Below are 24,056 nucleotides of genomic sequence, written 5' to 3'. Positions count from 1 at the left end.
CAAATTTTATTATCTTTGTTTTTAAATTATGGAAGAAGACTATATAAAACTAATATTTGGGCTAAAACTCAAACAAATACGAACTGACAAAGATCTCTCGTTATTTGGATTATCAAAGCTTACAGGATTATCAAAATCATATTTAAACGAAATTGAAAAAGGAAAAAAATATCCTAAAACAGATAAAATCGCCATATTATCTGATAAGCTGGATGTACCTTATGATCATTTTGTATCACTTAAGCTAGACAAGAATTTAGCTCCAATTGGCGAACTATTGCAATCTAAAGTGCTAAAAGAAATTCCTTTGGAATTATTTGGAATTAAGGAAAGTAACTTAATTGATATAGTTGCAAATGCACCAGCAAAGGTAAACGCTTTCATTAGTACTATTATAGAAATAGCTCAACACTATAATTTTAGCAAGGAGAATTTTTATTTAGCATCTGTACGCTCCTATCAACAAGCAAATAATAATTATTTTGATAATCTTGAACAAGATGTATTATCATTTGCTAAAGCGTATCACATAGATCTCTCCAAACCTATTAGCTCTAAAGAATTGGAAGAAATTCTTATTGAAGAATATGGATACACAATAAACAACAAAGAGTTAGATACACATAAAGAATTAGATAATTTACGTTCAGTTTTTATTCCAAAAAAGAAGATATTATTATTAGCAAACCACATAGACGATGCGCAACGCACATTTATTTACGCTAAAGAAATAGCTTATAATTTTCTAAATATAGAAGAACGTTTATACACATTCTCTTGGATAAAATTTAAAAATTTCGATCAGGTCATTAATAACTTTTACGCCTCTTACTTTGCCGGAGCACTAATTATTCCACGTGAATCACTTACCAAACAATTAACAGAATTATTTGCAAAAGAAACATTTGAGAAGCAAAATTTTATTGATATTATGAACTCCTATAATGCTTCTCCTGAGTCACTATACCAACGGTTAACAAACATTATTCCAAAAGATTTTAATCTTTTAAACCTGTTCTTTTTGCGTTTTACTTATAAAAAAGGGAGCGATAAGTTTCAGTTAAAAAAAGAACTGCATTTAGCTCATCAGCAATCACCAAGAGCTAACGAAGTAAATGAAAAGTATTGCAGACGCTGGATTTCACTAAAGGTATTACAAGATATTAGCAAAGGAAAAGAAGACCATGTATTCGATATTCAGATTTCTAATTATCCAGAAGATAATTTTCAATATTTAGTACTCTCTTCTGCCACTAAAGACCCGTTTAAGGATAATCATTACAGAAGTATCAGTATAGGGTTATTAATTAATAGACAGCTTAAGAATAAAATCTCATTTATTAATGATAAAACCATAAAATCGCTTGATGTTGGCGTAACCTGCGAACGCTGTGCAATTGCTAATTGCAAAGAACGAAAAGCACCCCCAATTGTTTTGGAAAAAGAAGCTAAAAATCTACAAACTGAAAATGTAGTAGATGAATTGACTAAAAAATTTAGTAAATAAAAAAACGTGGCTAATTTAGCCACGTTTTTATTTAAACTACTAATAAAATTATAATGCATTATCCATAATATCCTGAACAACTTCTGGATTTAAAAGTGTACTAGTATCACCTAAATTACTAGTATCCTTATGGGCTATTTTACGCAAAATACGACGCATAATTTTTCCGCTTCGAGTTTTGGGCAATCCATTAGTAAACTGGATTTTATCTAGTTTAGCAATGGGTCCTATTTGTTCTGTAATAATCTGATTAATTTCTTTTCGTAAATTATCATGATCTCTACTTTCACCTGTTTCTTTAAGGGTTACATAACCATATAAAGCATTTCCTTTGATATCATGAGGAAAACCTACAATAGCACTTTCTGCAACAGCTGGATGCTCATTAATAGCATCTTCAATTGGCGCTGTACCTAAATTATGACCAGACACAATAATAACATCATCTACACGTCCTGTAATTCTATAATAACCTACTTCGTCTCTTAACGCTCCATCACCTGTAAAATACATATTTTCAAATGCCGAAAAATATGTGTCTTTATAACGCTGATGATTTCCCCAAATAGTTCTTGCCATACTAGGCCAAGGGAATTTAATACACAAACGACCATCTACTTGATTTCCTTTTATTTCTTGTCCTTGCTCATCCATTAACGCTGGTTGGATTCCAATAAACGGAAGCGTTGCATAAGTAGGCTTTGTAGGTGTAGCAAATGCAATTGGTGTAATCATAATACCTCCTGTTTCGGTTTGCCACCATGTATCCACAATAGGAGATTTTTTCTTCCCAACATTATCATCATACCAATGCCAAGCCTCTTCATTTATAGGTTCACCAACGGTCCCTAACACTTTTAAAGAGGATAAATCGTGCTTTTCTAAATGCTCTACTCCTTCTTTTGCTAAGGCACGAATTGCTGTTGGCGCCGTATAGAATTGATTTACTTTATGCTTTGCTACAATTTCCCAAAAACGTCCGAAATCCGGATAACTTGGAACACCTTCAAACATAACTGTTGTAGCACCATTACATAATGGTCCATAGACTATATAACTATGCCCTGTAATCCAACCTATATCTGCTGTACACCAATATACATCTTCTTCTTTATATTGAAATACGTTTTTAAATGTATAGGCTGTATAAACCATATAACCAGCTGTACTATGCACCATTCCTTTTGGTTTTCCTGTAGAACCAGAAGTATATAAAATAAATAAAGGATCTTCAGCATCCATTATTTCAGGAGCACATTCATGTGATGCATTATCTAATAAAGGTTGTAGCCATTTATCACGACCTGCTTTCATGCTAATTTCTGAATTAATTCGTTTTGCAACCAATACAGTTTCTACACCCGGACACTCTTCTAAAGCATCATCAACTATACCTTTCAAATCGATGCTTTTTGCTCCTCGATAAGATCCATCGCTTGTAATAACCATTTTGCAATCACAATCATTAATTCTGGTTGCTAATGCTGTAGATGAAAATCCTGCAAAAACTACAGAATGTATAGCACCAATACGTGCACAAGCCAGAACAGAAACAGCTAGTTCTGGAATCATTGGTAAGTAAATACAAACTCTATCGCCTTTACCTACCCCACTTTCTTTAAGTACATTAGCAAATTTACATACTCTTTCATGAAGCTCTCTGTAAGTGATATGCAATGCTTTTTCGTCTGGACTATTTGACTCAAAAATGATAGCTGTTTTATCTCCTCTGGTGTACAAATGCCTGTCTATACAGTTTTCTGTAATGTTTAGTTTTGCGCCTTCAAACCATTTAACTTCTGGCTTAGTAAAGTCCCAACTCAATACGTTGTTCCATTTCTTACGCCACATAAAATGCTCTTCAGCAATTTCTTCCCAGAAATTTTCTGGATTACGTACGGATTTTCTATAGACTTGGTAGTATTCTTCTAAATGTTTTATGTGATAATTACTCATAATTTGTTAGTTTAAAATTTTATTTGTGAATTCCAATATGATGGTTAATATAGACAGATTTTATTTCGTTTATAATTGCAGTATCATCAATTGTTGATGGTATGTTGTACTGTTGTTCATCTGCGATATTACGCAGTAATTTACGAAGAATTTTTCCACTTCGCGTTTTTGGCAATCGATTAACTACAAGTACATCTTTAAAGGAAGCTACAGCACCAATTTCTTGACGCACTTCTTGAATTATTTCTGATCGAATAGTTTTTTCATCTGCAGGTTCACCTGATTTCAAAACTACTAAACCTAATGGTTTCTGACCTTTAATTTCGCAATGCACACCAAATACTGCACATTCTGCTACAGCTTTATGTGAAGCTACAATTTCTTCCATTTCTGCAGTAGATAATCTGTGTCCTGCAACATTAATTATATCATCTACACGACCGGTAATAAAAACATATCCATCTTCGTCTTTATAACCACCATCTCCTGAAAAATAATAACCTAGAAAACGATCTAGATAACCAGATTTAAAACGCTCCGGATTTCCCCAAAGACTTGTTAATGTTCCTGGTGGTAACGGTAATTTTACTGCAACATAACCTTCAATGTTATTCTCTACTTCTTCGCCTTCTTCATTTAAAATTTGAATATCATAACCACATACAGGAAAGGTAGCAGATCCAGGTTTGACCTCCTGTAAGTCAACTCCAACCATGTTTGCTAACATTGGCCAACCACTTTCTGTTTGCCACCAATGGTCAATTACTGGAACATTAAGCTTTTCTTCTGTCCAATTTAAAGTAGCCACATCGCAACGTTCTCCTGCTAAAAACTGGTATTTTAAACAAGATAAATCAAAACGCTTTAACATGTGTCCTGTAGGATCTTCTTTTTTTATAGCTCGAATAGCTGTTGGAGCAGTAAACATGACTTTTACATTATGCTCACTAATAACTCGCCAAAAGGTAGAAGAATCTGGAGTTTTAATAGGTTTGCCTTCAAAAAGAATAGTCGTATTACGGTTTAATAAAGGTCCATAAACAATATAACTATGCCCTACAACCCAACCCACATCGCTTGCTGCCCAAAACGTATCTCCTTCATCTACACCATACACATATTTCATTGAAAATTTTAAAGCTGTTGCATAACCACCTGTATCTCTAATAATACCTTTTGGAGTTCCTGTGGTGCCAGAGGTATATAAAATATAGGATGGATGGGTAGATTCTACACTAACAGCTTTAACTAAAGGTGAATTTTCAACTAATGTTTGATAGTCTACATCATAAGCTTTATTAGGTATATCAACACCTAATTCTCTATCAAAAACAATAACATGTTCTGGCTTTTTATTAGCTTTAGTGATGGCTTCATCTACAAATGGTTTGTATGGAATAATACGTTCTATTTCAATTCCGTTTGACGCAGTTATAATTACTTTAGGATTACAATCATCAATACGAATTGCTAGTTCGTGTGGAGCAAATCCGCCAAATACAACCGAATGAATTACACCTATTCTAACACATGCTAACATAGCATACAAAGCCTGTGGAATCATAGGCATGTAAATAATACATGTATCGCCTTTTTTTAAACCTAAACTTTGTAATCCACCTGCTAGCTTAGAAACTTCATCTTGTAATTGATTAAAGCTAATATGCTTTTTTGTATTTGTAACTGGAGAATCATAAATGATTGCATCTTGCTCTCCAAAACCATCTTCAACATGCTTGTCTATACACAAGTAACTTAAGTTAAGTTGCCCATCTTCAAACCATTGAAAATAATCATATTTGTTTTTAGACAAAATGGTTTCTGGTTTTTTAAACCAATCTAATTGTTGAGCTTGTCGATTCCAAAATTGTTCTGGATGTTTCAGGCTTTTTTTGTAAAATTCTTGGTAATTCATGACTACTATTTTTTAGATTTTAGTAGTCCAAACCAATTTGGATTAAGTATTTTCAGCTTGATAAGCACCCAAATAATAACTACAAAACAAATTCCCATAACTATTGAAAGCATAGGACTTGTATAGGTTTGACCTTCGAATTTAAACCTTAAATAAAGTGTAACTATAACATAGATACTTATAATAATATCTGATGCTAAAGGATTGATACGAAATTTCATGTCTTTAAACTTTAATTAAACTTAGTTTGTTTGCACACAAAACCAACTTTAATTTAGTAGTTCAAGAATTTCTGAAACTATTTTTTTTACTGAGAAAGGCTTTGTTAAATATTTATCTGCTCCAAGTTTTAAGCCCTTTTCAATATCTGAAGCTTTATTTTTAGCAGTTAAAAAAACTACTTTTGCAGTTTTTAAACTGTCTGTGTTTTTAATATACTTTAAGGTTTGATAACCATCTACATTTGGCATCATAATATCTAACAAAACAACGTCAGGTGTATGATGCTTCAATATCTGCAATGCCTCACTTCCATCTCTTGCTATAAACACTTCAAAATCTTGCTTTTTGAAGGTGTATTCTAACGACATGACTATATTAGGCTCGTCGTCTACAATTAATATTTTCTTCTTCATAGATTCAGGACTCAATTTACTTAAAAGGTATCGTAAAAACAAGTGTTGCGCCTTTTTTAACGCCTTTTTTTGCCCAAATCTTACCATTATGCTTTTCTACAATCTGTTTGGTTATCGCAAGACCTAATCCGCTACCTTGAGGTTTGATGGTGTTTTGATGTTGAGATTGATAAAATTTATCAAAAATATAATCCTGATCTTCTTCAGGAATCCCTTTACCATTGTCAATTATAGAGATTTCAATAAACTCACTCCCCAACCTATAATCCACAACTATTTTTCCTTTTTTAGGTTCACAAAACTTAATGGCGTTAGATAGTAAATTAGTTAATACTTGTAAGATACGATCTTCGTCATAATTAGTTTTAAAAGTATTTAGGTTTTTATTTATAATCTGTACTTCTTTTTTTGCCGCTATTTGAGAAATACTACTAATGGCTTTTACAATTGTTTTTTGAATATCATTATACGTTAAATCTAAGTTTAACCTACCTGTTTCCAGTTTTTCAAAATCTAAAATATTATTAATCAAACGCCCTAAACGATCTGAATCTTGAAGGATGTTTTTTAAGAATTGTGCCTTCATTTCCTTTGGCATATCATCATCTTCATCCATCAATAATTCTGTTGCAGCACGAATACCTGTAATTGGAGTTTTTAACTCATGAGCAACAGTATCTAAAAATTCGTCTTTTTGTTTGTCTTTAGTTATTAATTCTTGATTTACATCTTTAAGTTTTGCAGACAATTGTGTTAACTCATTAGATTTCTCTAACAAAACTTTATTACTTACAATGTTTTCTTTAGATTCTTCTAAAATCCTCAAAACTTCAACTAAACTAATTTGCTCTTCTTTAACCACACTTGATATTAATATTTTTGCCGATGCAGAACCAATACTTCCTGTTAATAGTTTTTCTGAAAAGTTAATCAATCTTGCATCTGCTAACTGAGTATCTGGTGGTAATTTATATTTTCTAAAGAAAATATTTAATGCGCGTGTAGCTCTATTTTCGCCCAAAAAACGCACCAAAACACTTTTAATATCTGCAACATATGCCTCTCCTTTCCAAACCAAAGCACTATCCTGAAGGGTTAAAAAGTTTCTACTATCTACAAACATTTCAGCATAGTTACGCTCTCTATAATTCCCTTTAGAAACTAATGAAAAGGTCAAATAACTTAATATATTAAATGTCATACTCCAGAAAAAAGCATGTGCTGGAGGACTTAAAAAATCAATACCAAATAAAGCATATGGTTTTAAGGCAGAAATACCATTTAATCCATATTGTATAAAATCATCTGTTCCAGTATATGCTTGTAAAGTAAAAGGCAATACCAAAGTGTAAATAGTTATACAAAAACCTACAACCATACCAATAATTGCTGCTTTTGAAGACCCACGATTCCAATATAACCCTATAAAAAATGAAGGTCCTAATTGAGAAATAATCACAAAAGAAATTAACCCAATTGAATATAGCGATAACTCTTTTGAAAACGAAACATAGAAGAAATAAGCTGAAATAATGATGATAAAAATGGAAATACGACGAATATTTTTAATGTATTTTGAGTTTCGTTCAGGTTGATTTTTAATAAATTTATCTAAAAACCCATAAGGAATAATTAAATTATTACTTACCATAGTAGACAAGGCCAACGTAGAAACAATTACCATTGAAATTACTGCTGAAAAACCACCAAGAAAAACAAGGGTTGCTAAAAATGAGTTTCCATTTTTTAAGGGCAAAAGCAGAGTGTAATATTCGGCGTTCTGTGTGCTACCAAATGTAAGCTTACCCGCCCAAGCTATAAAAATTACAAAAATATTAAAAAGCAATAAATATAATGGAAATAACCAAATAGCCTTTTTTAAATGCTTTTCTCTAGTATTTTCTAAAACCGATACTTGAAACTGTCTTGGTAATAAAAAGATTACCATAAAAGATAAAGCAATCATAAAAAACCAATTAAACCCACTTTCTACACCTCCAAGCGTGGACAATTGTTTAAAGTTTTGAGTAACCACCATTTTACTATAAATATCTGTAGTGCCATCAAACAAATAAAAAGTAATATAAGACCCAACAACTAAAAAGAAGACAAGCTTTAAAACAGATTCGAAGGCAACTGAAACAATAATTCCTTTATGTTTTTCAGAAGCATCAGTGTTTTGTGTTCCAAAAAAAGCTGCAAATATGGCTAATATTAAAGCTACATAAAAAGTTGAATCATCAATAATAACAGAAGAAATATAGCTGGTTTTATCAGACATTATTTCAAAAGTTTCAGATACAGCTTTAAGTTGTAAAGAAATGTAAGGTATAGTTCCAAACAAACAAATAAGAGTAACTAAAGCCCCAAGAACTCTACTATTACCATAACGCAAAGAGATAAAATCTGCTATAGACGAAATTTTATGTTGTTTAGAAATTCGGATGACTTTTCTAAGCACAACTATCCACAAAGGAGCTGCGATTATAGGTCCTAAATAAATGGGTAAAAAATTAATACCAGAATTGGCTGCAATCCCAACACTACCATAATAAGTCCAGGCAGTACAATAAACCGCCAAAGACAAGGTATACACATAAGGATTATTTACCCATTTGGTTTTTCGCTTTTTTTCAGCCAAAAAAGCAATATAAAACAATACTGATAAATAGATTACTATTATAAATATTAAAACGTAATTATTCATAATGACGTTTTAATACAATATAGGAAACGACTATAGATAATAACCAAATGGAAAATACTGAGAAGTAAAATGTTGGAATACCAAAAATAGCCCCTTCAAAATTAAAAATCAGAATAAAAGGGATATTAAAAATTAAAAACAAAGCTATAGACAATACTACAAGCTTTTGTTCGTGGCGTTTTTTCATTTAGTTGTTTTTTAATTTTTGCAAAAACAAAAATCTTATTGTTGTTATAAATATAAGAAATCAGCACTACATAAATGTAATGCTGATTTACTAACTAACTAATTAAAATTATGTCCGAGATAGAACAATCATTTAATGGTTTGAAGCTTCACCTGCTCCAGAAGGTATTCTTATATTTTCTACTATTTCTTGAACATCTTCTGGTGGTTCTGGTGTAAATGCATTAACAGCAAAAGCCACTATAAAGTTGACAATCATTGCAATAGTTCCAAATCCTTCAGGAGAAATTCCAAACCACCAACTTTCTTTCAATCCTGCTACAGCAGATTTTCCACCATCAAACAATCCAAATTTGAATTTTAACATGTAGAAAAGCATTAGTAATAGTCCAACAACCATTCCTGCTATAGCGCCTTCTTTATTCATTTTTTTATAAAAAATACCTAATATAATTGCCGGAAAGAAGGAAGCCGCAGCTAAACCAAATGCCAGTGCGACGACTGCCGCAACAAAACCTGGTGGGTAAATACCAAATAAACCTGCAATTACAACTGCAACTGTAGCAGCAATTCTTGCAGCCCAAAGCTCTCCTTTTTCTGAAATTTTTGGATTAACCATCTTTTTGATTAAATCATGAGATATAGACGAAGAAATTACTAATAATAATCCAGCAGCAGTTGATAATGCAGCTGCTAATCCCCCAGCAGCAACTAAAGCAATCACCCAGTTTGGTAAATCTGCAATTTCTGGATTAGCTAATACCATGATATCACGATCAATCGTCAACTCATTTGTTTTAGCATCTGCAACATATTGAATAGCGCCATCACCATTTTTATCATCAAATTTTATTAAACCTGTTTTCTCCCAGTTAGAAAACCAAACAGGCATATCTGCATACTCTTTGTTACTTACCGTTTCGATCAAGTTAGTTCTTGCAAAAACAGCAACCGCTGGAGCTGTAGTATAAAGTATTGCAATAAATAATAATGCTAATCCAGCTGATTTACGAGCATCACTTACTTTTTTAACCGTAAAGAAACGAACAATTACGTGAGGTAAACCTGCTGTACCTACCATTAATGCACAGGTAATAGCAAAAACATCAATTAAACTTTTAGAACCATTTGTGTATTCTGCAAAACCTAACTCTGTTGAAAGCCCATTTAATTTATCTAAAAGATAAGCACCACCTTCTACTTTTCCACCCATTCCTAACTGTGGAATTGGATTACCTGTCATTTGAATTGAAATAAAAATTGCAGGCACCATAAAAGCAAAAATCAAAACACAATATTGTGCTACTTGAGTATAGGTAATACCTTTCATACCTCCAAGTACAGCATAGAAAAGTACTATAACCATTCCTATAATAACACCTGTTGTAATATCTACTTCTAAAAATCTAGAAAACACAATTCCAACACCACGCATTTGACCAGCCACGTATGTAAATGACACTACTAAAGCACAAATTACAGCTACTGTTCTTGCAGTATTAGAATAATAACGCTCTCCTATAAAATCTGGAACTGTAAACTTTCCAAATTTTCTTAAATAGGGAGCCAATAAAAGTGCTAAAAGCACATATCCACCAGTCCATCCCATTAGGTATACAGCTCCATCATATCCTGCAAAAGATATAATACCAGCCATGGAAATAAATGAAGCGGCTGACATCCAATCTGCAGCTGTTGCCATACCGTTAGCAAGTGGCGAAACACCTCCTCCAGCAATGTAAAATTCTTTTGTTGATCCTGCACGCGACCAAATTGCAATTCCTATATATAGTGCAAATGTTACTCCTACGATAAGGTAGGTCCAAGTTTGTACATCCATGATTATTTTTTTTATTAGTTAGTTAATTAATCGTCAAATCCATATTTTTTATCCAATTTGTTCATCAAGCGAACATAGACAAAAATCAATATTACAAATACATAGATTGAACCTTGCTGTGCAAACCAAAATCCTAGTGGAAACCCACCAATTTTAATTGCGTTTAATGCGTCTTTGAATATAATTCCAGCTCCATATGAAACTGCAAACCATATACTTAATAAAATTAGAAGGTATTTTAGATTTTCCTTCCAATATGCTGTTGCATGTTTTTGTTTTTCACTCATAAAATGTTGTTTTAAGGTTATAATTAATTAGTTGTTTATAAAAAGATATGTGTTTGAAGCCTAAATATATTAGTAGCTTCAGCACCTATAGCGCCTTTAGTACCAGAAGTAAATTCGGCTGTAATTTTAGCAAAATGACCATTTATGAAATAATTAAGACCAAAACCAAATTCACTACTGTTTTCTGGTGTAGCATCTAAATTTTGCGAGTTAAACGTTAAATAAGGCATTAAGTTCGCTTTTCTAAATAAAACTCCCACTTGCCCATGAAGAATACTTCCTGATGATGGCACCAATCCGCCAGAGTTAAATCCATCGGTATCACCATATTTATAATTATAGTAAGCACCTAATGCGTTTATTGCAATATTTTCATTAACTGGAGCATCATAAAACGCATCCATAGCAAAATGCGACACAGATTCTCTAGTTTCTAAATCCCCAACTGCTAATGCATCTGGATGATGGAAAAAACCAGCACCTAAACTTAAAACTTTCTTTTTTCCTAAGTAGGTACCAACCAAATATGGAAGCTTGTCTGATTCTTTATCGAAAATATCGTATTTAAAATATCCAGCAAAATTCCAAAGACCAGCTCCACTAATATTATCAACTTGAAAAGAAGGATTTGGTCCTAATGTACCTATATTAGTTCTTGCATTATTAGCCGCAAGTCTGTAACTAAAATTGCCTAATGATCCTTTTGCATAAATTCCTAAATGACGTGCAAATTGATCACTTGTAGTGATGTTATTCCATGGGAAAAGTCTAGCATCTGCATTTCCAGCTCCTGGATTATCAAGCGTCATCATATTTAATGTGCTTTGATTAGAAAGTCTAGAAATACCATTCCAGTAATGCAATCCTGTACCTATATGTAACTTTCCAGGCTCTATAGCAAATTCTGCCCAAGCGTCATGTAAAAAGAGTAAACTTCTATTGTTTGCTGTTTGCGAGTTAGGGTTTGCGGTTAAATTCCCCGCACCTAAACTATTTAAGCCAAAGTGAGTTAAAATTAAGAATCTGGGAGAAATTTGAGCAAAAGCTAAAACACGAGATCTTCTAATTGAATGCCTTAACCCTTTCTGATTGCTATTGGCTTCCAACCACATTTGATGCCATGTAATAAATCGTAAATATTTACTACCATCTTCATTTAAATTAATTTTTAATGGCTTATAAGAATGATCTACATCCTTTCCATCTTCCTGACTATTGCCCATAAAAGGGCATATCAGCATTAATACTATTAAAAGTAAAAACGATTGATTTTTCATTGTTTAATAAGATTTAGTTAGTAATTAATTGGTTTTGTGTGCCCTACTAATCTCTTAAAAACAATCTGTTAACAAAAAATTAATATATTTTTTTGTTAAATTACTATACTAATCTTTAAAACGCTCCCATTTAATCAACATGAATTTATCCCCCAACTCCGTAACAAGCACACCTGCTCCATTGATATTTTCAGCATTACTAAAATAGCTTCCTAACTCTGTAGCATTTAAAATCTTATACGTTGGATGATAATTTGAATTATAAGGACGTTTGATGTTATATTTTTTAACCCAATTCATGATACTAACATGAGAGATTCCTAAAATACGCTCTATCTCACGATAGGTTAATCCTTCTAAGTATAATTGCAGCGATTTGTTAACATAATAATCATCTATTTTCTTTCCCATCTTATTAACAGAGAAAAAATAATTACATTTTTTACACTTATAGCGCTGCCTATCATTGACAATTCCACTTTTAATGTATTGGTCCGATCCACAGTTTGGGCATAAATCTACTGTCATATATATTATTTTAGCATAAATATACTAATTTAGCACGAATTAATTAAAATAAATTTATTGTTGTATAATAATATACAGGAAAAAACAGTTACAATCCCGCTCTATTAAAGTATTCTTTTAAAGTATTTACAACTTTTGGGGTTTTCATTTTTTTTGAAATCATTTTTTTAACTAACTTTAATCATTATCTATAATGATTATGAGTAAATGTATTAATAGAGAAATTACACAATTAAGACCTGACGATTCTTTTTTTGTTATTAAAAAGATAAAGCATGAATTTGATTTCCCTATTCATTTTCATCCAGAATTTGAAATTAATTTTATTCGGAATGGAAAAGGTATTCGAAGAATTGTTGGTAATAGTATTGAGGAAATGGACGATGTTGAATTAACTTTAATTGGATCTAATTTAGAACATGGTTGGGAAACATATCACTGTCAGAGCAAAGAAATAAATGAAATAACAATATTATTTCATGAGTGGTTGTTTAACGATAAATTGTTCACTTTAAAAACATTTAAGCCAATAAAAGATTTACTTGATAAGGCAAAAGAAGGTGTTAATTTCTCAAAAGAAATAGCCTTAAAACTATTACCAAAATTAGAAGCTATTACAAATCAAAATAAGGTAAGTAGTTTTACAGAATTACTTTTAATTTTAGAAGAATTAGCACTTACAAAAGATTTTAAATTACTTTCTGAAAGTGACCACGAGGTGAGCAAATATGAAAATAGCAAAAAACTAAAAAAAGTTCATGATTTTGTTCATAAAAATTATTGCAATAAAATATCCCTAACTGAAATTTCGAATCTTGTAAATATGAGTAATAGTTCTTTTAACAGATTTATTAAAGACAGAACAGGAAAAACTTTTATTAGTTATATTAATGATGTTAGGCTTATTTATGCTTCAAAATTTTTAATTGATAGCGATTTCTCTATTAGTGAAATATGTTATAAATGTGGATACAATAATATAGCTAATTTCAATAGAGTTTTTAAAAAATGTAAAAATAAAACCCCAAGTGAATATAGAAATACTTATAGAAACATTAGAAAATTCACACCAGACTTACAAGTGCATGGTTAAGTATATACTATTTTAATTTTATTCTATTCTTATACAACTTTATTTCTTTTACAACCCTAGGTGCCATTATTATAGTAGCTAACATTGTTGGAATTGCCATAAGCGCAAAAACCCCATCAATTAAATTTAACATCATACTAAATGGTGTTGTTGCTGCTAATATGATACTTAATATGTAAATATAATTGTAAAAATGTTTTTTATCTGCTCCAATTAAAAACGATAAGCATTTAGTACCATAATAAGCGTATGAAAATAATGAAGACACACTAAAAATTAAAATGCAAACCATTAACAGATACTTTCCATAAATTGGCATAGCATCGCTAAATGCTGAAGCTGTTAAACTCACACCATTATCTGTGGTGGTTTCCCAAACACCTGTAACTAAAATAGCTAGAGCGGTAAGTGTACAAATTACCAAGGTATCAATAGCTGGACCAAGCATAGCTACTAATCCTTCCCTAATAGGCTCATTTGTTTTTGCTGCACCGTGCGCCATAGGCGCAGTACCAATACCCGCTTCGTTTGAAAACGCACCTCTTCTAATACCCAACAAAATTAAAGCTCCTAAAACCCCACCATAAAATGGTTCTCCTTTAAAATTTTCAGCAGCAAAAGCATCAGTAAAAATCATAACAAAATACTTAGGGAGGACTTCGTAATTAGATATTAAAATAAACAATATCAAAACAAAGTATAATAATACCATTGAGGGAACCATTTTTGAAGCGGCATTACTAATGCGTTTTAATCCTCCTAGAATTATAACAGATGTTACCACAACCAATATAAAAGCTAAAATAAGATTAGATTTCAACCCTACTTCTACTCCATTAGGAATTAAAACAATATCGTTAATGGCTTGTGTTAATTGATTAACATTAACAACTGGAAGCGCCCCAATCATTCCAAATAAACTGAACATTACAGCAAGTGGTTTCCATGATTTCCCTAAACCTTCAGTAATAAAATACATAGGACCACCTTGTAGCTCACCCGCACTATCTTTACCTCTATACATAACTGCTAAAGTGCAAGTGAAAAATTTTGTAGACATACCAACAATAGCACTAACCCACATCCAAAACATAGCTCCAGGGCCCCCAACTGAAATAGCCACTGCAACACCAGCAATATTTCCCATTCCAATAGTTGAGGACAAAGCTGTTGTTAAAGCCTTAAAATGACTTATTTGCCCAGGATCATTAGGATCGTCATACTTACCTCTTAAAACTTGAATAGCATGACCTAAAAAACGAAATGGCAAAAATCTTGAAAGTAGTAACAGATATAAACCACCTCCTATAAGTAAAATTACTAATGGTAATCCCCATGCATAATCTGAAAAGGACTTTATAAGTTCACTCATAAATTAAGGTTAATAGCTTTAAAAGCTATAAATATATCATTTTATAAACATTAAGATTAATTTTTTAAAAGTATATTTAACCCGTTCAAATTTATAAATATTGCAACCCACACGTTTATTCTTTATTGATGCTGTAAGAGCATTTGCTATTTTAATGATGTTACAAGGGCATTTTATAGATACCTTATTAAACCCTATTTACAGAGACAAAACAAACACAATTTATAATATCTGGACATACTTTAGAGGTATAACTGCTCCTGTATTCTTTACTATTTCTGGACTTGTATTTGCCTACTTACTTTTGCGATCCTATGCCAAAGGAGATGATAAAATAAGAATAAAAAAAGGGCTATTTAGAGGACTACTTTTACTTGTTATAGGCTATAGTCTTCGAATTAATCTGGTGAGTTGGTTCAGTGGTTATTTCAACCCTTACATTCTTGTAATCGACGTATTGCAATGTATTGGTTTGTCTATAATAATGTTGGTACTACTCCATATGATTTTCAAAAAACAGAGCTATTTTTTTTCGATAGTTCTTTTTATTATAGGTAGCTTAATTTTTGTAACCGAACCACTCTACAGAAATTTAACTTTAGAGCATATTCCAAAGTTTATTGCTAATTATATGACCAAAGCCAATGGTTCTGTATTTACAATTCTGCCATGGTTTGGGTATTCGGCTTTTGGTGCATTTTTATCTACTGTTTTCTTTAGACATGCACATAAAAGTCACTTTCAATTAACTACTATAATAACGTTTTTTGTTGCTGGTAGTTTATTATTATATCAGTCTTCGTGGTTTCTTATAAAATTATATCACATCACAAGTATTGAAGTATTTGAAATGAGTGCTAATTACAATTACTTATTTACCAGACTGGGCAATGTGCTTATTTTATTTGGTGTATTTTATACGTTTGAACGATTTTTAAAACAGTCCTTAATTGTTAATATTGGAAAAAAGACGCTTTCCATTTATGTAATACACTTTATTTTACTCTACGGAAGTTTTACAGGTTATGGTTTAAAACGCTATTTCAGTAAATCGTTAGAACCTAGTGAAGCAATTTGGGGAGCAGCTTTTTTTATGATTGTGGTTTGCTTTATATCATTTCATTATGCAAAAACCAACACTTTTGTTTATGATATAATTCGAAAAATAACAGATAGGATAAAAAATTACCGTCAAGGTTTATAATAAAGTTTATTAAAAAAATATAATCCTTTGTGGCTGGTTTTAGTTTTTTAAATACTCCAATACATTATTCTCTATACGCTTTTGTATATTACTTACATCACCTTTTACAAAAGTTTCTCCAGTTATATTTTCGTAAAGTTCTATATAACGCTCGCTAACAGTTTCTATGTACTCATCACTCATAAAAGGCACGGTTTGCCCTTCTAAACCTTGAAAATTATTAGAAATTAACCATTGGCGTACAAACTCCTTAGAAAGTTGTTTTTGCGGTTCAGCTTTATCTTGGCGTTCCTCATAGCCATCTGCATAAAAATAACGTGATGAATCTGGTGTATGAATCTCGTCAATTAATACAATTTTACCATCTTTAGTTTTACCAAATTCATATTTAGTATCCACTAAAATAAGTCCGCGAGAAGCCGCAATTTCACTACCTCTCTGAAATAATTTACGTGTATAATCTTCTAAAATCAAATAATCTGCCTCACTTACAATACCGCGTTTTAAAATATTCTCACGAGAAATATCTTCATCATGATTACCCATTTCAGCTTTGGTTGCAGGTGTTATAATAGGTTTAGGAAACTTATCGTTTTCCTTCATCCCTTCTGGCATAGGCACACCACATAACATTCTTTTACCTGCTTTGTACTCACGAGCTGCATGACCAGACATGTAACCACGAATTACCATTTCTACTTTAAATGGTTCACACAAATGCCCCACAGCAACATTAGGGTCTGGTGTGGCAGTTAACCAATTTGGAACTAAATCTTCAGTAGCTTTCATCATTTTGGTAGCTATCTGGTTTAATATTTGCCCTTTGTAAGGAATACCTTTTGGCATAACAACATCAAACGCCGATAACCTATCGGTTGCCACCATAACCAATTGCTCATCGTTAATATTATATACTTCTCTAACTTTCCCTTTATAAACACTTTTCTGCCCTGGAAACTTAAAATTTGTATCAATTATAGTATTACTCATTACTCTCTGTTTTCAATACTTTTATAGGCTGCTATTACTTTTTTAACCAGTTTATGCCTTATTACATCTTTATCGTCTAAAAATATCATACCAACACCTTCAACATTCTTTAAAATTAGCAACGCTTCTTTTAACCCAGAAATAGTTCGTCTTGGTAAATCAATTTGCCCTGGATCTCCTGTTAATAAGAATTTTGCATTTTTCCCCATACGCGTTAAAAACATTTTCATTTGCGCATGTGTTGTATTTTGTCCTTCATCTAAAATTACAAAGGCATTGTCTAGTGTACGTCCACGCATAAAAGCCAATGGTGCAATTTGTATGGTACCATTTTCTATGTAATGTGCCAATTTTTCTGGAGCAATCATATCTCGCAACGCATCATAAAGCGGTTGCATGTAAGGATCTAACTTTTCTTTTAAATCTCCAGGTAAAAAACCTAAATTTTCGCCTGCCTCAACTGCTGGTCGAGTTAAAATAATACGTTTTACTTCTTTGTTTTTTAAAGCTTGTACAGCCAATGCTACACCAGTATAGGTTTTACCGGTTCCTGCAGGACCTATAGCAAAAACCATATCATTTTGTCTCATGCTTTCTACCAACTTACGCTGATTTGCAGTTTGCGCTTTTATAAGTTTTCCGCCTACACCATGAACAATAACTTCTCCGCTTTGCTTAGACGTATTGTAATCATCACTACTTTGACTAGTTAAAACACGTTCTATAACATTTTCATCTAGTTTATTATACTTACCAAAATGCTTTAAAAGCATAGATATTCGGCGATCAAATTCTTCTAGTAATTCTTCATCTCCAAAAGCTTTAACTTTATTTCCTCTCGCTACAATTTTTAGCTTTGGAAAGTACTTTTTTAAGAGTTCTATATTTGCATTTTGTGCTCCAAAAAATTCTTTTGGAGAAATCTCTTCAAGTTCAATAATGATTTCGTTCAAAGGCCTAAATTTTGTTTTAAAAATATATCTTCATAAACTTATAATTTCATCTTAATCATAAAAACGAAAACGAAAAAATTATGTAGGTTTGTATGAAACTCAAAAATACATAAATTTGAGTGACACTTTGCTAAAAACATATCAACAATTTTGTAAATGGCCATAATAACATTAACCACCGATTTTGGTGAAAAAGATTACTTTGCTGGCGCAACTAAAGGCGCCATTTATAGTGAGCTACCCGATGTTAAGATTGTTGATATCTCACATTCTGTTTCACCATTTAACATTCCTGAAGCAGCATATATTATTCAAAACGCCTATAATAGTTTTCCTAAAGGCACTATCCACATTATTGGTATTGACTCTGAAATTAATGCTGAAAATAAACATATTGCTATAAAACTTGACGGTCACTATTTTATTTGTGCCAACAATGGAATTATGAGTATGATTTGTTCTGAAATTGCTCCAGAAAAAATTGTTGAAATTAACATACACGATAAAATTCAAACCAGTTTTCCTGTATTAGATGTTTTTGTAAAAGTAGCTTGCCATATTGCTCGTGGTGGAACTCTTGAAGTTATTGGTAAAAACATAACCAACATAAAACCAATAAAAAACATTGTACCCTATGTAAACGATGATAAAACGCAAATTATTGGCAGCATCATCTATATTGACAATTACGGAAATGTGGTAACAAATATTAAACGTGCCTTTTTTGAAACCATCCAAAGAGGACGTGATTTTGAAATTTCTGCACGCAACTATACGTTTAAAAAAATACATAAAAAATATAGCGATATTGTAAACTTTGAAATCCCTGAAAACAAACGACATGATGAGGGTCGAAAATTAGTGGTTTTTAATTCTGGTGATTTTTTAGAAATTGCCGTTTACAAGAGTAATAGTGAAACAGTGGGTAGCGCATCAACATTATTAGGCTTAGGTTTAATGGATGCTGTGAGTGTACATTTTATTTCATCGCCTGTAATTCCAAAAGGGCAGGAAATAATACAGAATGTTACAAAAGCAAGTGATTACCAATAAAAAGTAAATGATTTTATGATAGTTAGAATAGTTAAAATGGGATTTTACAAACAAAATATAGAAATTTTTCTTTCTAATTTTGAAGACACAAAACAACGCATTAGAAATTTTGAAGGTTGCCAGTTTTTAGAATTATATAGAGACGTAAAAGATCCAACTGTGTTTTTTACTTATAGTTATTGGGAATCTGAAGAAGCGTTAGAAGGTTACAGAAAATCTGAATTATTTAATTCTGTTTGGTCTAAAACAAAACCTCTTTTTAGTAAACCTGCAAAAGCTTGGAGTGTTGAAAAGTTACAAACATTAAAATAATGCTAGCAATTCTAAAAAAAGAAATAAACTCATTTTTTGCATCGCCAATTGGCTACTTGGTTATTGCCATTTTTTTAGTTTTAAATGGTTTGTTTTTATGGTTGTTTAGGGGAGAATTTAATATTATTGATTACGGTTTTGCAGATTTATCGTCGTTCTTTTTATTAGCGCCCTGGATTTTAATTTTCTTAATTCCTGCAGTTACTATGCGCAGTTTTTCTGATGAAAAAAAACAAGGCACTTTAGAACTTCTACTCACTAAACCTATTTCTTTAATTAATATCGTTTTAGGAAAATATTTTGGAGCTTTTATTTTAATACTCATTGCTCTTTTACCAACTTTATTATACGTTTATACCGTTTATCAATTAGGAAATCCTATTGGTAATCTAGATATGGGTAGTACACTGGGCTCCTATTTTGGTTTATTATTTTTAGTTGCTGCTTATACAGCAATTGGAGTATTTGCTTCAACTATTTCAGATAATCAAATAGTTGCATTTATTACAGCGGTTTTTATTTGTTTTATATTTTATATTGGTTTTGAAGGTGTTGCAGAATTTACTTCAAGCAATTTTATAGAACAATTGGGTATGAGCGTACATTTTAAAAGTATGAGTCGTGGTGTTTTAGATACTCGCGATATATTATATTTTTTAAGCATTACGGTATTTTTCCTAATGCTTACTAAACTTAACATTAGCAAAGTAAAATAGATGATTATTACTCCTTTGTTTGTTGTTTTTTTAGTAGTTGTTTTTATACTGGTTTGGTTATTTATAAATACTATTGATAAACGTAAATGGTTAACATTTTTAATAAGCTTAGTTTTAGCTCCTATCGTTTATTTTTATTTATTTTATCCTATGTTGAATATATTTAGCAGTTATCATCATCAAAAATATTTTAATACTGAAGCTTGGAAAGAAAAACCTGCTTTACGTTACGAAATGATTGGTAATATTGTTGATGAAAGCTTGTTTACTGGAAAAACAAAAAGCGAAGTAGAAATGCTTTTAGGCAAAAGTGAATGGTTTGGATGGGACGATTCAATTAAAGCAAATTCTCCCGAAAAATGGAACTATAATTTAGGTATTAAACCTGGCGCCTTTAATAAAATGCAGGAATGTGTTGAGTTTTCATTTAGCAACAATAGAGTAAATACAATTAAACAATATCAATTAAAACAAAAATTTGAATAAAAATTTAAAACATATAGTCTTACTGGTAATTGTTTTAATAGCGATTAATTTTATTAGCAGTAAAGTATATAAACGTTTCGATTTAACTTCAGATAAACGCTATACTTTAAGTGAATCTGCCATAAATGTTGTTAAAGACATTGAATCACCTATTGTTGTCGATATATTTTTAGAAGGCGATGATTTTCCTTCGGAATTCAGACGTCTTCAAAAAGAAACTAAACAATTACTCGAAGAGTTTTCAGCAAAAAACAAAAACATCATCTTTAATTTTATTAATCCGCTAGAAGATGATACAACTAGAGAACGAAATATTCAACAATTAACACAAAGGGGGTTAACACCTATGCAATTAAGCATTCAAGAAAACGGAAAATCGTCGCAAGCTATAATTTTTCCTTGGGCATTAGCTAGTTATAATGAGCAAACGGTTATTATTCCTTTAGTAAAAAATAAAATAGGTGCTTCGCAACAAGACTTAGTTAGTAATTCTGTACAACATCTAGAATACGCTTTCGCAGATGGATTCAGCAAATTAATAAAACCTAAAAAACGGAAAATTGCTATTTTAAAAGGTAACAAACAACTTGATGACAAGTATATTGCAGACTTTGTTAAGAAGCTTGGTGAATATTATTTTATTGCACCTTTTACATTAGACAGTGTGTCTAAAAATCCGCAAAAAACATTAACAGATTTAAGGGGTTTCGACTTAATTATTTCAGCAAAACCTACAGAACAATTTACCGAAAATGAAAAGTTTGTTTTAGACCAATACACTATGAATGGTGGTAAAAGTCTTTGGTTAATTGATGCCGTAGTCATGGAAAAGGACAGCCTTTATAATGATGCTGGACGAAATTTTGCTATTTCAAGAGATTTAAACTTAACCGATTTTTTCTTTAAATATGGCGTTCGTATAAATCCGGTTATGGTAAGCACCCTATACTCTGCTCCTATAACTTTGGCAATGGGAAGTGGTAGCGAGTCTCAATTTCAAAATTTAAGATGGCCTTATTCGCCATTAGCTGCAACAAGTAATAATCATCCAATTGTAAACAATTTAAATTTGGTAAGGTTTGATTTTGCAAATCAAATTGACACACTTAAAAACAGTGTTAAAAAAACTATCCTTTTAGAATCTGCTCCTTTAACAAAGCTTGAAGGCACTCCAAGAGAAATTAACTTAAATTTAGTGACTAAAGAGCAAGATCCTGCAAGTTTTAATAAAGGTAACCAAACATTAGCCGTTTTACTTGAAGGTGAATTTAATTCGGCTTATAATAATCTTATAAAACCTTTTACCCTTTCGGAAGAAAAAAATAAAAGTGTACCAACCAAAATGGTAGTTATTGCTGATGGTGATGTTATAAAAAACGATGTAATTAGAAATACACCGCAAGAATTAGGTTTTGACCGTTGGACAGGACAAACCTATGGCAATAAAGAATTTTTGTTGAATACCGTTAATTATTTGCTAGACGATGATGGACTTATAAACATTCGGTCTAAAGAAATAGCCGTAGCATTCTTAAATCAGCAAAAAATAACATCAGAAAAAACTAAGTGGCAACTCATAAACATTGCATTACCAATGGTATTACTAGGTATCTTTGGATTCTTTTTTAATTACTTAAGAAAGAAAAAATACGCGTCTTAAATGTTAATAAGTTTCTTTCCAAATAAAGAGGGATTGGAATATATTTGTAAGTAGTATAATTACAATAAAAACTAAGCTATTTTAGATGAAACATTTATAATAAATGCCTTATGGTATTTATAAACACAAAATAAATGTTGCATGTGATCTTTAAAAAAAATATAAACTAACACATGAAATTTATAGTATCAAGTACATATTTATTAAAACAATTACAAGTTTTAGGTGGCGTTATCAATAATTCAAACACCTTACCAATTTTAGATAATTTTTTATTTGAATTAGATCATACAAAATTAACCGTTTCTGCAAGTGATTTAGAAACCACAATGTCTTCATCTTTAGATGTTGAGAGTGACAGTAGCGGAAGCGTTGCCATTCCTGCACGTTTATTGTTAGATACTTTAAAAACATTTCCAGAGCAACCTCTAACCTTTGTTGTTGAAGATAATAGCACTGTAGAAATAAGTTCTAACCACGGTAAATACGCATTAGCTTATGCCGATGGTAACGAATTCCCAAAAGCTGTGGCTCTTGAAGACCCAAGTAAAACTGTTGTAACTGGTGATGTTCTAGCAACTGCTATTAGCAAAACTATTTTTGCTGCAGGAAATGATGATTTACGTCCGGTAATGAGTGGTGTATTTTTTCAGTTTTCTACACAAGGATTAACCTTTGTGGCTACTGATGCTCACAAATTAGTAAAATATACACGCGAGGATATTAAAGCAAATCAAGTTGCAGAATTTATTATGCCAAAGAAACCTTTAACCCTTTTAAAAGGAATTTTAGCAGCTAGTGAAGATGATGTTACTATTGAATACAACGAATCTAACGCTAAATTTACTTTTGAAAATTCTGAGCTAATTTGTCGTTTAATTGACGGTAAATACCCAAATTACGAAGCGGTTATTCCTAAGGAAAACCCTAATAAATTAGTAATAGACAGAAATCAATTTTTAAATTCTGTACGTCGTGTTAGTATTTTCTCTAACAAAACAACACACCAAATACGTTTAAAAATTGCTGGTGCAGAACTTAATATTTCGGCAGAAGATATAGATTACAGTAATAAAGCAGAAGAGCGATTAACTTGCGATTATCAAGGTGATGATATGCAAATTGGTTTTAATTCACGTTTTTTAACCGAAATGTTGAATAATTTAAGCTCTGATGAAGTACAATTAGAAATGAGTATGCCTAATAGAGCTGGTATTTTAACACCTGTTGATGGACTAGATGAAGGCGAACAAATTACTATGCTGGTAATGCCTGTAATGTTAAATAGTTAATTTTTAAGCTAAGGCAAAATTTATTTTTCACCACAACATTTTACCAACTAAACAATTTAAGAATTTTGCTTTAGCTATATATAAAAA

22 protein-coding genes are annotated in these 24,056 nt (G+C 31.5%); 9 read left to right on the top strand and 13 right to left on the bottom strand.

Annotated elements, in window-relative coordinates; all coding sequences use genetic code 11:
* The first annotated feature begins 28 nt into the window (after positions 1 to 28).
* Positions 29 to 1,507 (top strand): helix-turn-helix domain-containing protein, encoded by a 1,479-nt coding sequence (locus MBM09_RS07240; protein WP_238676182.1) that lies wholly within the window; start codon positions 29 to 31, stop codon positions 1,505 to 1,507.
* 48 nt (positions 1,508 to 1,555) lie between these two features.
* Here the strand turns inward: MBM09_RS07240 and acs are convergent, their stop codons facing one another.
* The 10 genes from acs to MBM09_RS07190 form a co-directional block, all read right to left on the bottom strand.
* The gene (acs, locus tag MBM09_RS07235) at positions 1,556 to 3,463 is read right to left on the bottom strand and encodes an acetate--CoA ligase (RefSeq protein ID WP_238676181.1); all 1,908 of its coding nucleotides are present in this window, start codon (positions 3,461 to 3,463) and stop codon (positions 1,556 to 1,558) included.
* 19 nt (positions 3,464 to 3,482) lie between these two features.
* On the bottom strand, positions 3,483 to 5,378 hold the full coding sequence (locus tag MBM09_RS07230; protein WP_238676180.1) for an acetate--CoA ligase: 1,896 nt from the start codon (positions 5,376 to 5,378) through the stop codon (positions 3,483 to 3,485).
* 5 nt (positions 5,379 to 5,383) lie between these two features.
* Positions 5,384 to 5,599, bottom strand: a complete 216-nt coding sequence (locus MBM09_RS07225) for a hypothetical protein (protein WP_238676179.1) — start codon at positions 5,597 to 5,599, stop codon at positions 5,384 to 5,386.
* Positions 5,600 to 5,647: 48 nt separating this feature from the next.
* Positions 5,648 to 6,013 (bottom strand): response regulator transcription factor, encoded by a 366-nt coding sequence (locus MBM09_RS07220; protein ID WP_238676178.1) that lies wholly within the window; start codon positions 6,011 to 6,013, stop codon positions 5,648 to 5,650.
* A gap of 16 nt (positions 6,014 to 6,029) precedes the next feature.
* Positions 6,030 to 8,720 carry a sensor histidine kinase gene (locus tag MBM09_RS07215; RefSeq protein ID WP_238676177.1) on the bottom strand — a complete coding sequence of 897 codons (2,691 nt, stop codon included), beginning with the start codon at positions 8,718 to 8,720 and terminating at the stop codon, positions 6,030 to 6,032.
* Positions 8,713 to 8,907 carry a hypothetical protein gene (locus tag MBM09_RS07210; RefSeq protein WP_238676176.1) on the bottom strand — a complete coding sequence of 65 codons (195 nt, stop codon included), beginning with the start codon at positions 8,905 to 8,907 and terminating at the stop codon, positions 8,713 to 8,715. Before MBM09_RS07210 ends, MBM09_RS07215 begins: the two co-directional genes overlap by 8 nt.
* A 132-nt stretch (positions 8,908 to 9,039) precedes the next feature.
* Complete coding sequence (locus MBM09_RS07205; protein ID WP_238676175.1) at positions 9,040 to 10,746, bottom strand: sodium:solute symporter family protein; 1,707 nt, start codon at positions 10,744 to 10,746, stop codon at positions 9,040 to 9,042.
* Positions 10,747 to 10,772: 26 nt separating this feature from the next.
* A complete protein-coding gene (locus tag MBM09_RS07200; protein WP_238676174.1) occupies positions 10,773 to 11,033 on the bottom strand; it encodes a DUF4212 domain-containing protein in 261 nt (86 codons plus the stop codon).
* 35 nt (positions 11,034 to 11,068) lie between these two features.
* Positions 11,069 to 12,310 carry a hypothetical protein gene (locus MBM09_RS07195; RefSeq protein WP_238676173.1) on the bottom strand — a complete coding sequence of 414 codons (1,242 nt, stop codon included), beginning with the start codon at positions 12,308 to 12,310 and terminating at the stop codon, positions 11,069 to 11,071.
* Positions 12,311 to 12,418: 108 nt separating this feature from the next.
* On the bottom strand, positions 12,419 to 12,838 hold the full coding sequence (locus MBM09_RS07190) for a helix-turn-helix domain-containing protein (RefSeq protein WP_238676172.1): 420 nt from the start codon (positions 12,836 to 12,838) through the stop codon (positions 12,419 to 12,421).
* Between the two features lie 199 nt (positions 12,839 to 13,037).
* On the opposite strand from MBM09_RS07190, the gene MBM09_RS07185 reads away from it, so the two are divergent.
* Positions 13,038 to 13,931 (top strand): AraC family transcriptional regulator, encoded by an 894-nt coding sequence (locus tag MBM09_RS07185; protein ID WP_238676171.1) that lies wholly within the window; start codon positions 13,038 to 13,040, stop codon positions 13,929 to 13,931.
* A 7-nt stretch (positions 13,932 to 13,938) separates the two neighbouring features.
* On the opposite strand, the gene MBM09_RS07180 is transcribed toward MBM09_RS07185, so the two are convergent.
* Positions 13,939 to 15,303 carry a sodium:alanine symporter family protein gene (locus MBM09_RS07180; protein ID WP_238676170.1) on the bottom strand — a complete coding sequence of 455 codons (1,365 nt, stop codon included), beginning with the start codon at positions 15,301 to 15,303 and terminating at the stop codon, positions 13,939 to 13,941.
* A gap of 100 nt (positions 15,304 to 15,403) precedes the next feature.
* Here MBM09_RS07180 and MBM09_RS07175 point away from each other — a divergent pair, with 100 nt between their 5' ends.
* Positions 15,404 to 16,507: a heparan-alpha-glucosaminide N-acetyltransferase domain-containing protein gene (locus tag MBM09_RS07175; protein WP_238676169.1), complete on the top strand. Its 1,104-nt coding sequence runs from the start codon at positions 15,404 to 15,406 to the stop codon at positions 16,505 to 16,507.
* Between the two features lie 39 nt (positions 16,508 to 16,546).
* On the opposite strand, the gene MBM09_RS07170 is transcribed toward MBM09_RS07175, so the two are convergent.
* Together MBM09_RS07170 and MBM09_RS07165 are read right to left on the bottom strand one after the other, a co-directional pair.
* Positions 16,547 to 17,497, bottom strand: a complete 951-nt coding sequence (locus MBM09_RS07170) for a phosphoribosylaminoimidazolesuccinocarboxamide synthase (RefSeq protein WP_238676168.1) — start codon at positions 17,495 to 17,497, stop codon at positions 16,547 to 16,549.
* Complete coding sequence (locus MBM09_RS07165; RefSeq protein ID WP_238676167.1) at positions 17,497 to 18,450, bottom strand: PhoH family protein; 954 nt, start codon at positions 18,448 to 18,450, stop codon at positions 17,497 to 17,499. Before MBM09_RS07165 ends, MBM09_RS07170 begins: the two co-directional genes overlap by 1 nt.
* Positions 18,451 to 18,606: 156 nt before the next feature.
* Between MBM09_RS07165 and MBM09_RS07160 the strand changes: the two genes are divergently transcribed.
* The 6 genes from MBM09_RS07160 to dnaN all read left to right on the top strand — a co-directional run bounded on the left by MBM09_RS07160 (position 18,607) and on the right by dnaN (position 23,969).
* Positions 18,607 to 19,503, top strand: a complete 897-nt coding sequence (locus tag MBM09_RS07160; protein ID WP_238676166.1) for an S-adenosyl-l-methionine hydroxide adenosyltransferase family protein — start codon at positions 18,607 to 18,609, stop codon at positions 19,501 to 19,503.
* Between the two features lie 15 nt (positions 19,504 to 19,518).
* A complete protein-coding gene (locus MBM09_RS07155) occupies positions 19,519 to 19,815 on the top strand; it encodes a putative quinol monooxygenase (protein WP_238676165.1) in 297 nt (98 codons plus the stop codon).
* Positions 19,815 to 20,531: a gliding motility-associated ABC transporter permease subunit GldF gene (gene gldF, locus MBM09_RS07150; RefSeq protein WP_238676164.1), complete on the top strand. Its 717-nt coding sequence runs from the start codon at positions 19,815 to 19,817 to the stop codon at positions 20,529 to 20,531. Before MBM09_RS07155 ends, gldF begins: the two co-directional genes overlap by 1 nt.
* A complete protein-coding gene (locus tag MBM09_RS07145; RefSeq protein ID WP_238676163.1) occupies positions 20,532 to 21,017 on the top strand; it encodes a hypothetical protein in 486 nt (161 codons plus the stop codon). It begins immediately after the preceding gene.
* Complete coding sequence (gldG, locus tag MBM09_RS07140) at positions 21,010 to 22,677, top strand: gliding motility-associated ABC transporter substrate-binding protein GldG (RefSeq protein WP_238676162.1); 1,668 nt, start codon at positions 21,010 to 21,012, stop codon at positions 22,675 to 22,677. Before MBM09_RS07145 ends, gldG begins: the two co-directional genes overlap by 8 nt.
* 173 nt (positions 22,678 to 22,850) lie before the next feature.
* Positions 22,851 to 23,969, top strand: coding sequence for a DNA polymerase III subunit beta (gene dnaN, locus MBM09_RS07135; protein WP_238676161.1), 1,119 nt, complete (start codon positions 22,851 to 22,853; stop codon positions 23,967 to 23,969).
* The last annotated feature ends 87 nt before the right edge of the window (positions 23,970 to 24,056 follow it).

It is taken from the genome of Flaviramulus sp. BrNp1-15, assembly GCF_022259695.1.
In the GTDB taxonomy this organism is placed as follows: Bacteria; Bacteroidota; Bacteroidia; order Flavobacteriales; family Flavobacteriaceae; genus BrNp1-15.
The sequence above is the reverse complement of the archived record's forward strand: the minus strand, read 5'-3'. Positions and strand labels throughout refer to the sequence as shown.

Excerpts from the sequence above, each read along its gene's own strand:
- MBM09_RS07240 (WP_238676182.1), top strand. The coding sequence starts at position 29 with ATGGAAGAAGACTATATAAAACTAATATTTGGGCTAAAACTCAAACAA.
- MBM09_RS07210 (WP_238676176.1), bottom strand. The coding sequence starts at position 8,907 with ATGAAAAAACGCCACGAACAAAAGCTTGTAGTATTGTCTATAGCTTTG.
- MBM09_RS07180 (WP_238676170.1), bottom strand. The coding sequence starts at position 15,303 with ATGAGTGAACTTATAAAGTCCTTTTCAGATTATGCATGGGGATTACCA.
- MBM09_RS07215 (WP_238676177.1), bottom strand. The coding sequence starts at position 8,720 with ATGAATAATTACGTTTTAATATTTATAATAGTAATCTATTTATCAGTA.
- MBM09_RS07230 (WP_238676180.1), bottom strand. The coding sequence starts at position 5,378 with ATGAATTACCAAGAATTTTACAAAAAAAGCCTGAAACATCCAGAACAA.
- MBM09_RS07200 (WP_238676174.1), bottom strand. The coding sequence starts at position 11,033 with ATGAGTGAAAAACAAAAACATGCAACAGCATATTGGAAGGAAAATCTA.
- MBM09_RS07155 (WP_238676165.1), top strand. The coding sequence starts at position 19,519 with ATGATAGTTAGAATAGTTAAAATGGGATTTTACAAACAAAATATAGAA.
- dnaN (WP_238676161.1), top strand. The coding sequence starts at position 22,851 with ATGAAATTTATAGTATCAAGTACATATTTATTAAAACAATTACAAGTT.
- gldF (WP_238676164.1), top strand. The coding sequence starts at position 19,815 with ATGCTAGCAATTCTAAAAAAAGAAATAAACTCATTTTTTGCATCGCCA.
- acs (WP_238676181.1), bottom strand. The coding sequence starts at position 3,463 with ATGAGTAATTATCACATAAAACATTTAGAAGAATACTACCAAGTCTAT.
- MBM09_RS07160 (WP_238676166.1), top strand. The coding sequence starts at position 18,607 with ATGGCCATAATAACATTAACCACCGATTTTGGTGAAAAAGATTACTTT.
- MBM09_RS07225 (WP_238676179.1), bottom strand. The coding sequence starts at position 5,599 with ATGAAATTTCGTATCAATCCTTTAGCATCAGATATTATTATAAGTATC.
- MBM09_RS07220 (WP_238676178.1), bottom strand. The coding sequence starts at position 6,013 with ATGAAGAAGAAAATATTAATTGTAGACGACGAGCCTAATATAGTCATG.
- MBM09_RS07185 (WP_238676171.1), top strand. The coding sequence starts at position 13,038 with ATGAGTAAATGTATTAATAGAGAAATTACACAATTAAGACCTGACGAT.
- MBM09_RS07195 (WP_238676173.1), bottom strand. The coding sequence starts at position 12,310 with ATGAAAAATCAATCGTTTTTACTTTTAATAGTATTAATGCTGATATGC.
- MBM09_RS07145 (WP_238676163.1), top strand. The coding sequence starts at position 20,532 with ATGATTATTACTCCTTTGTTTGTTGTTTTTTTAGTAGTTGTTTTTATA.
- MBM09_RS07190 (WP_238676172.1), bottom strand. The coding sequence starts at position 12,838 with ATGACAGTAGATTTATGCCCAAACTGTGGATCGGACCAATACATTAAA.
- MBM09_RS07170 (WP_238676168.1), bottom strand. The coding sequence starts at position 17,497 with ATGAGTAATACTATAATTGATACAAATTTTAAGTTTCCAGGGCAGAAA.
- MBM09_RS07205 (WP_238676175.1), bottom strand. The coding sequence starts at position 10,746 with ATGGATGTACAAACTTGGACCTACCTTATCGTAGGAGTAACATTTGCA.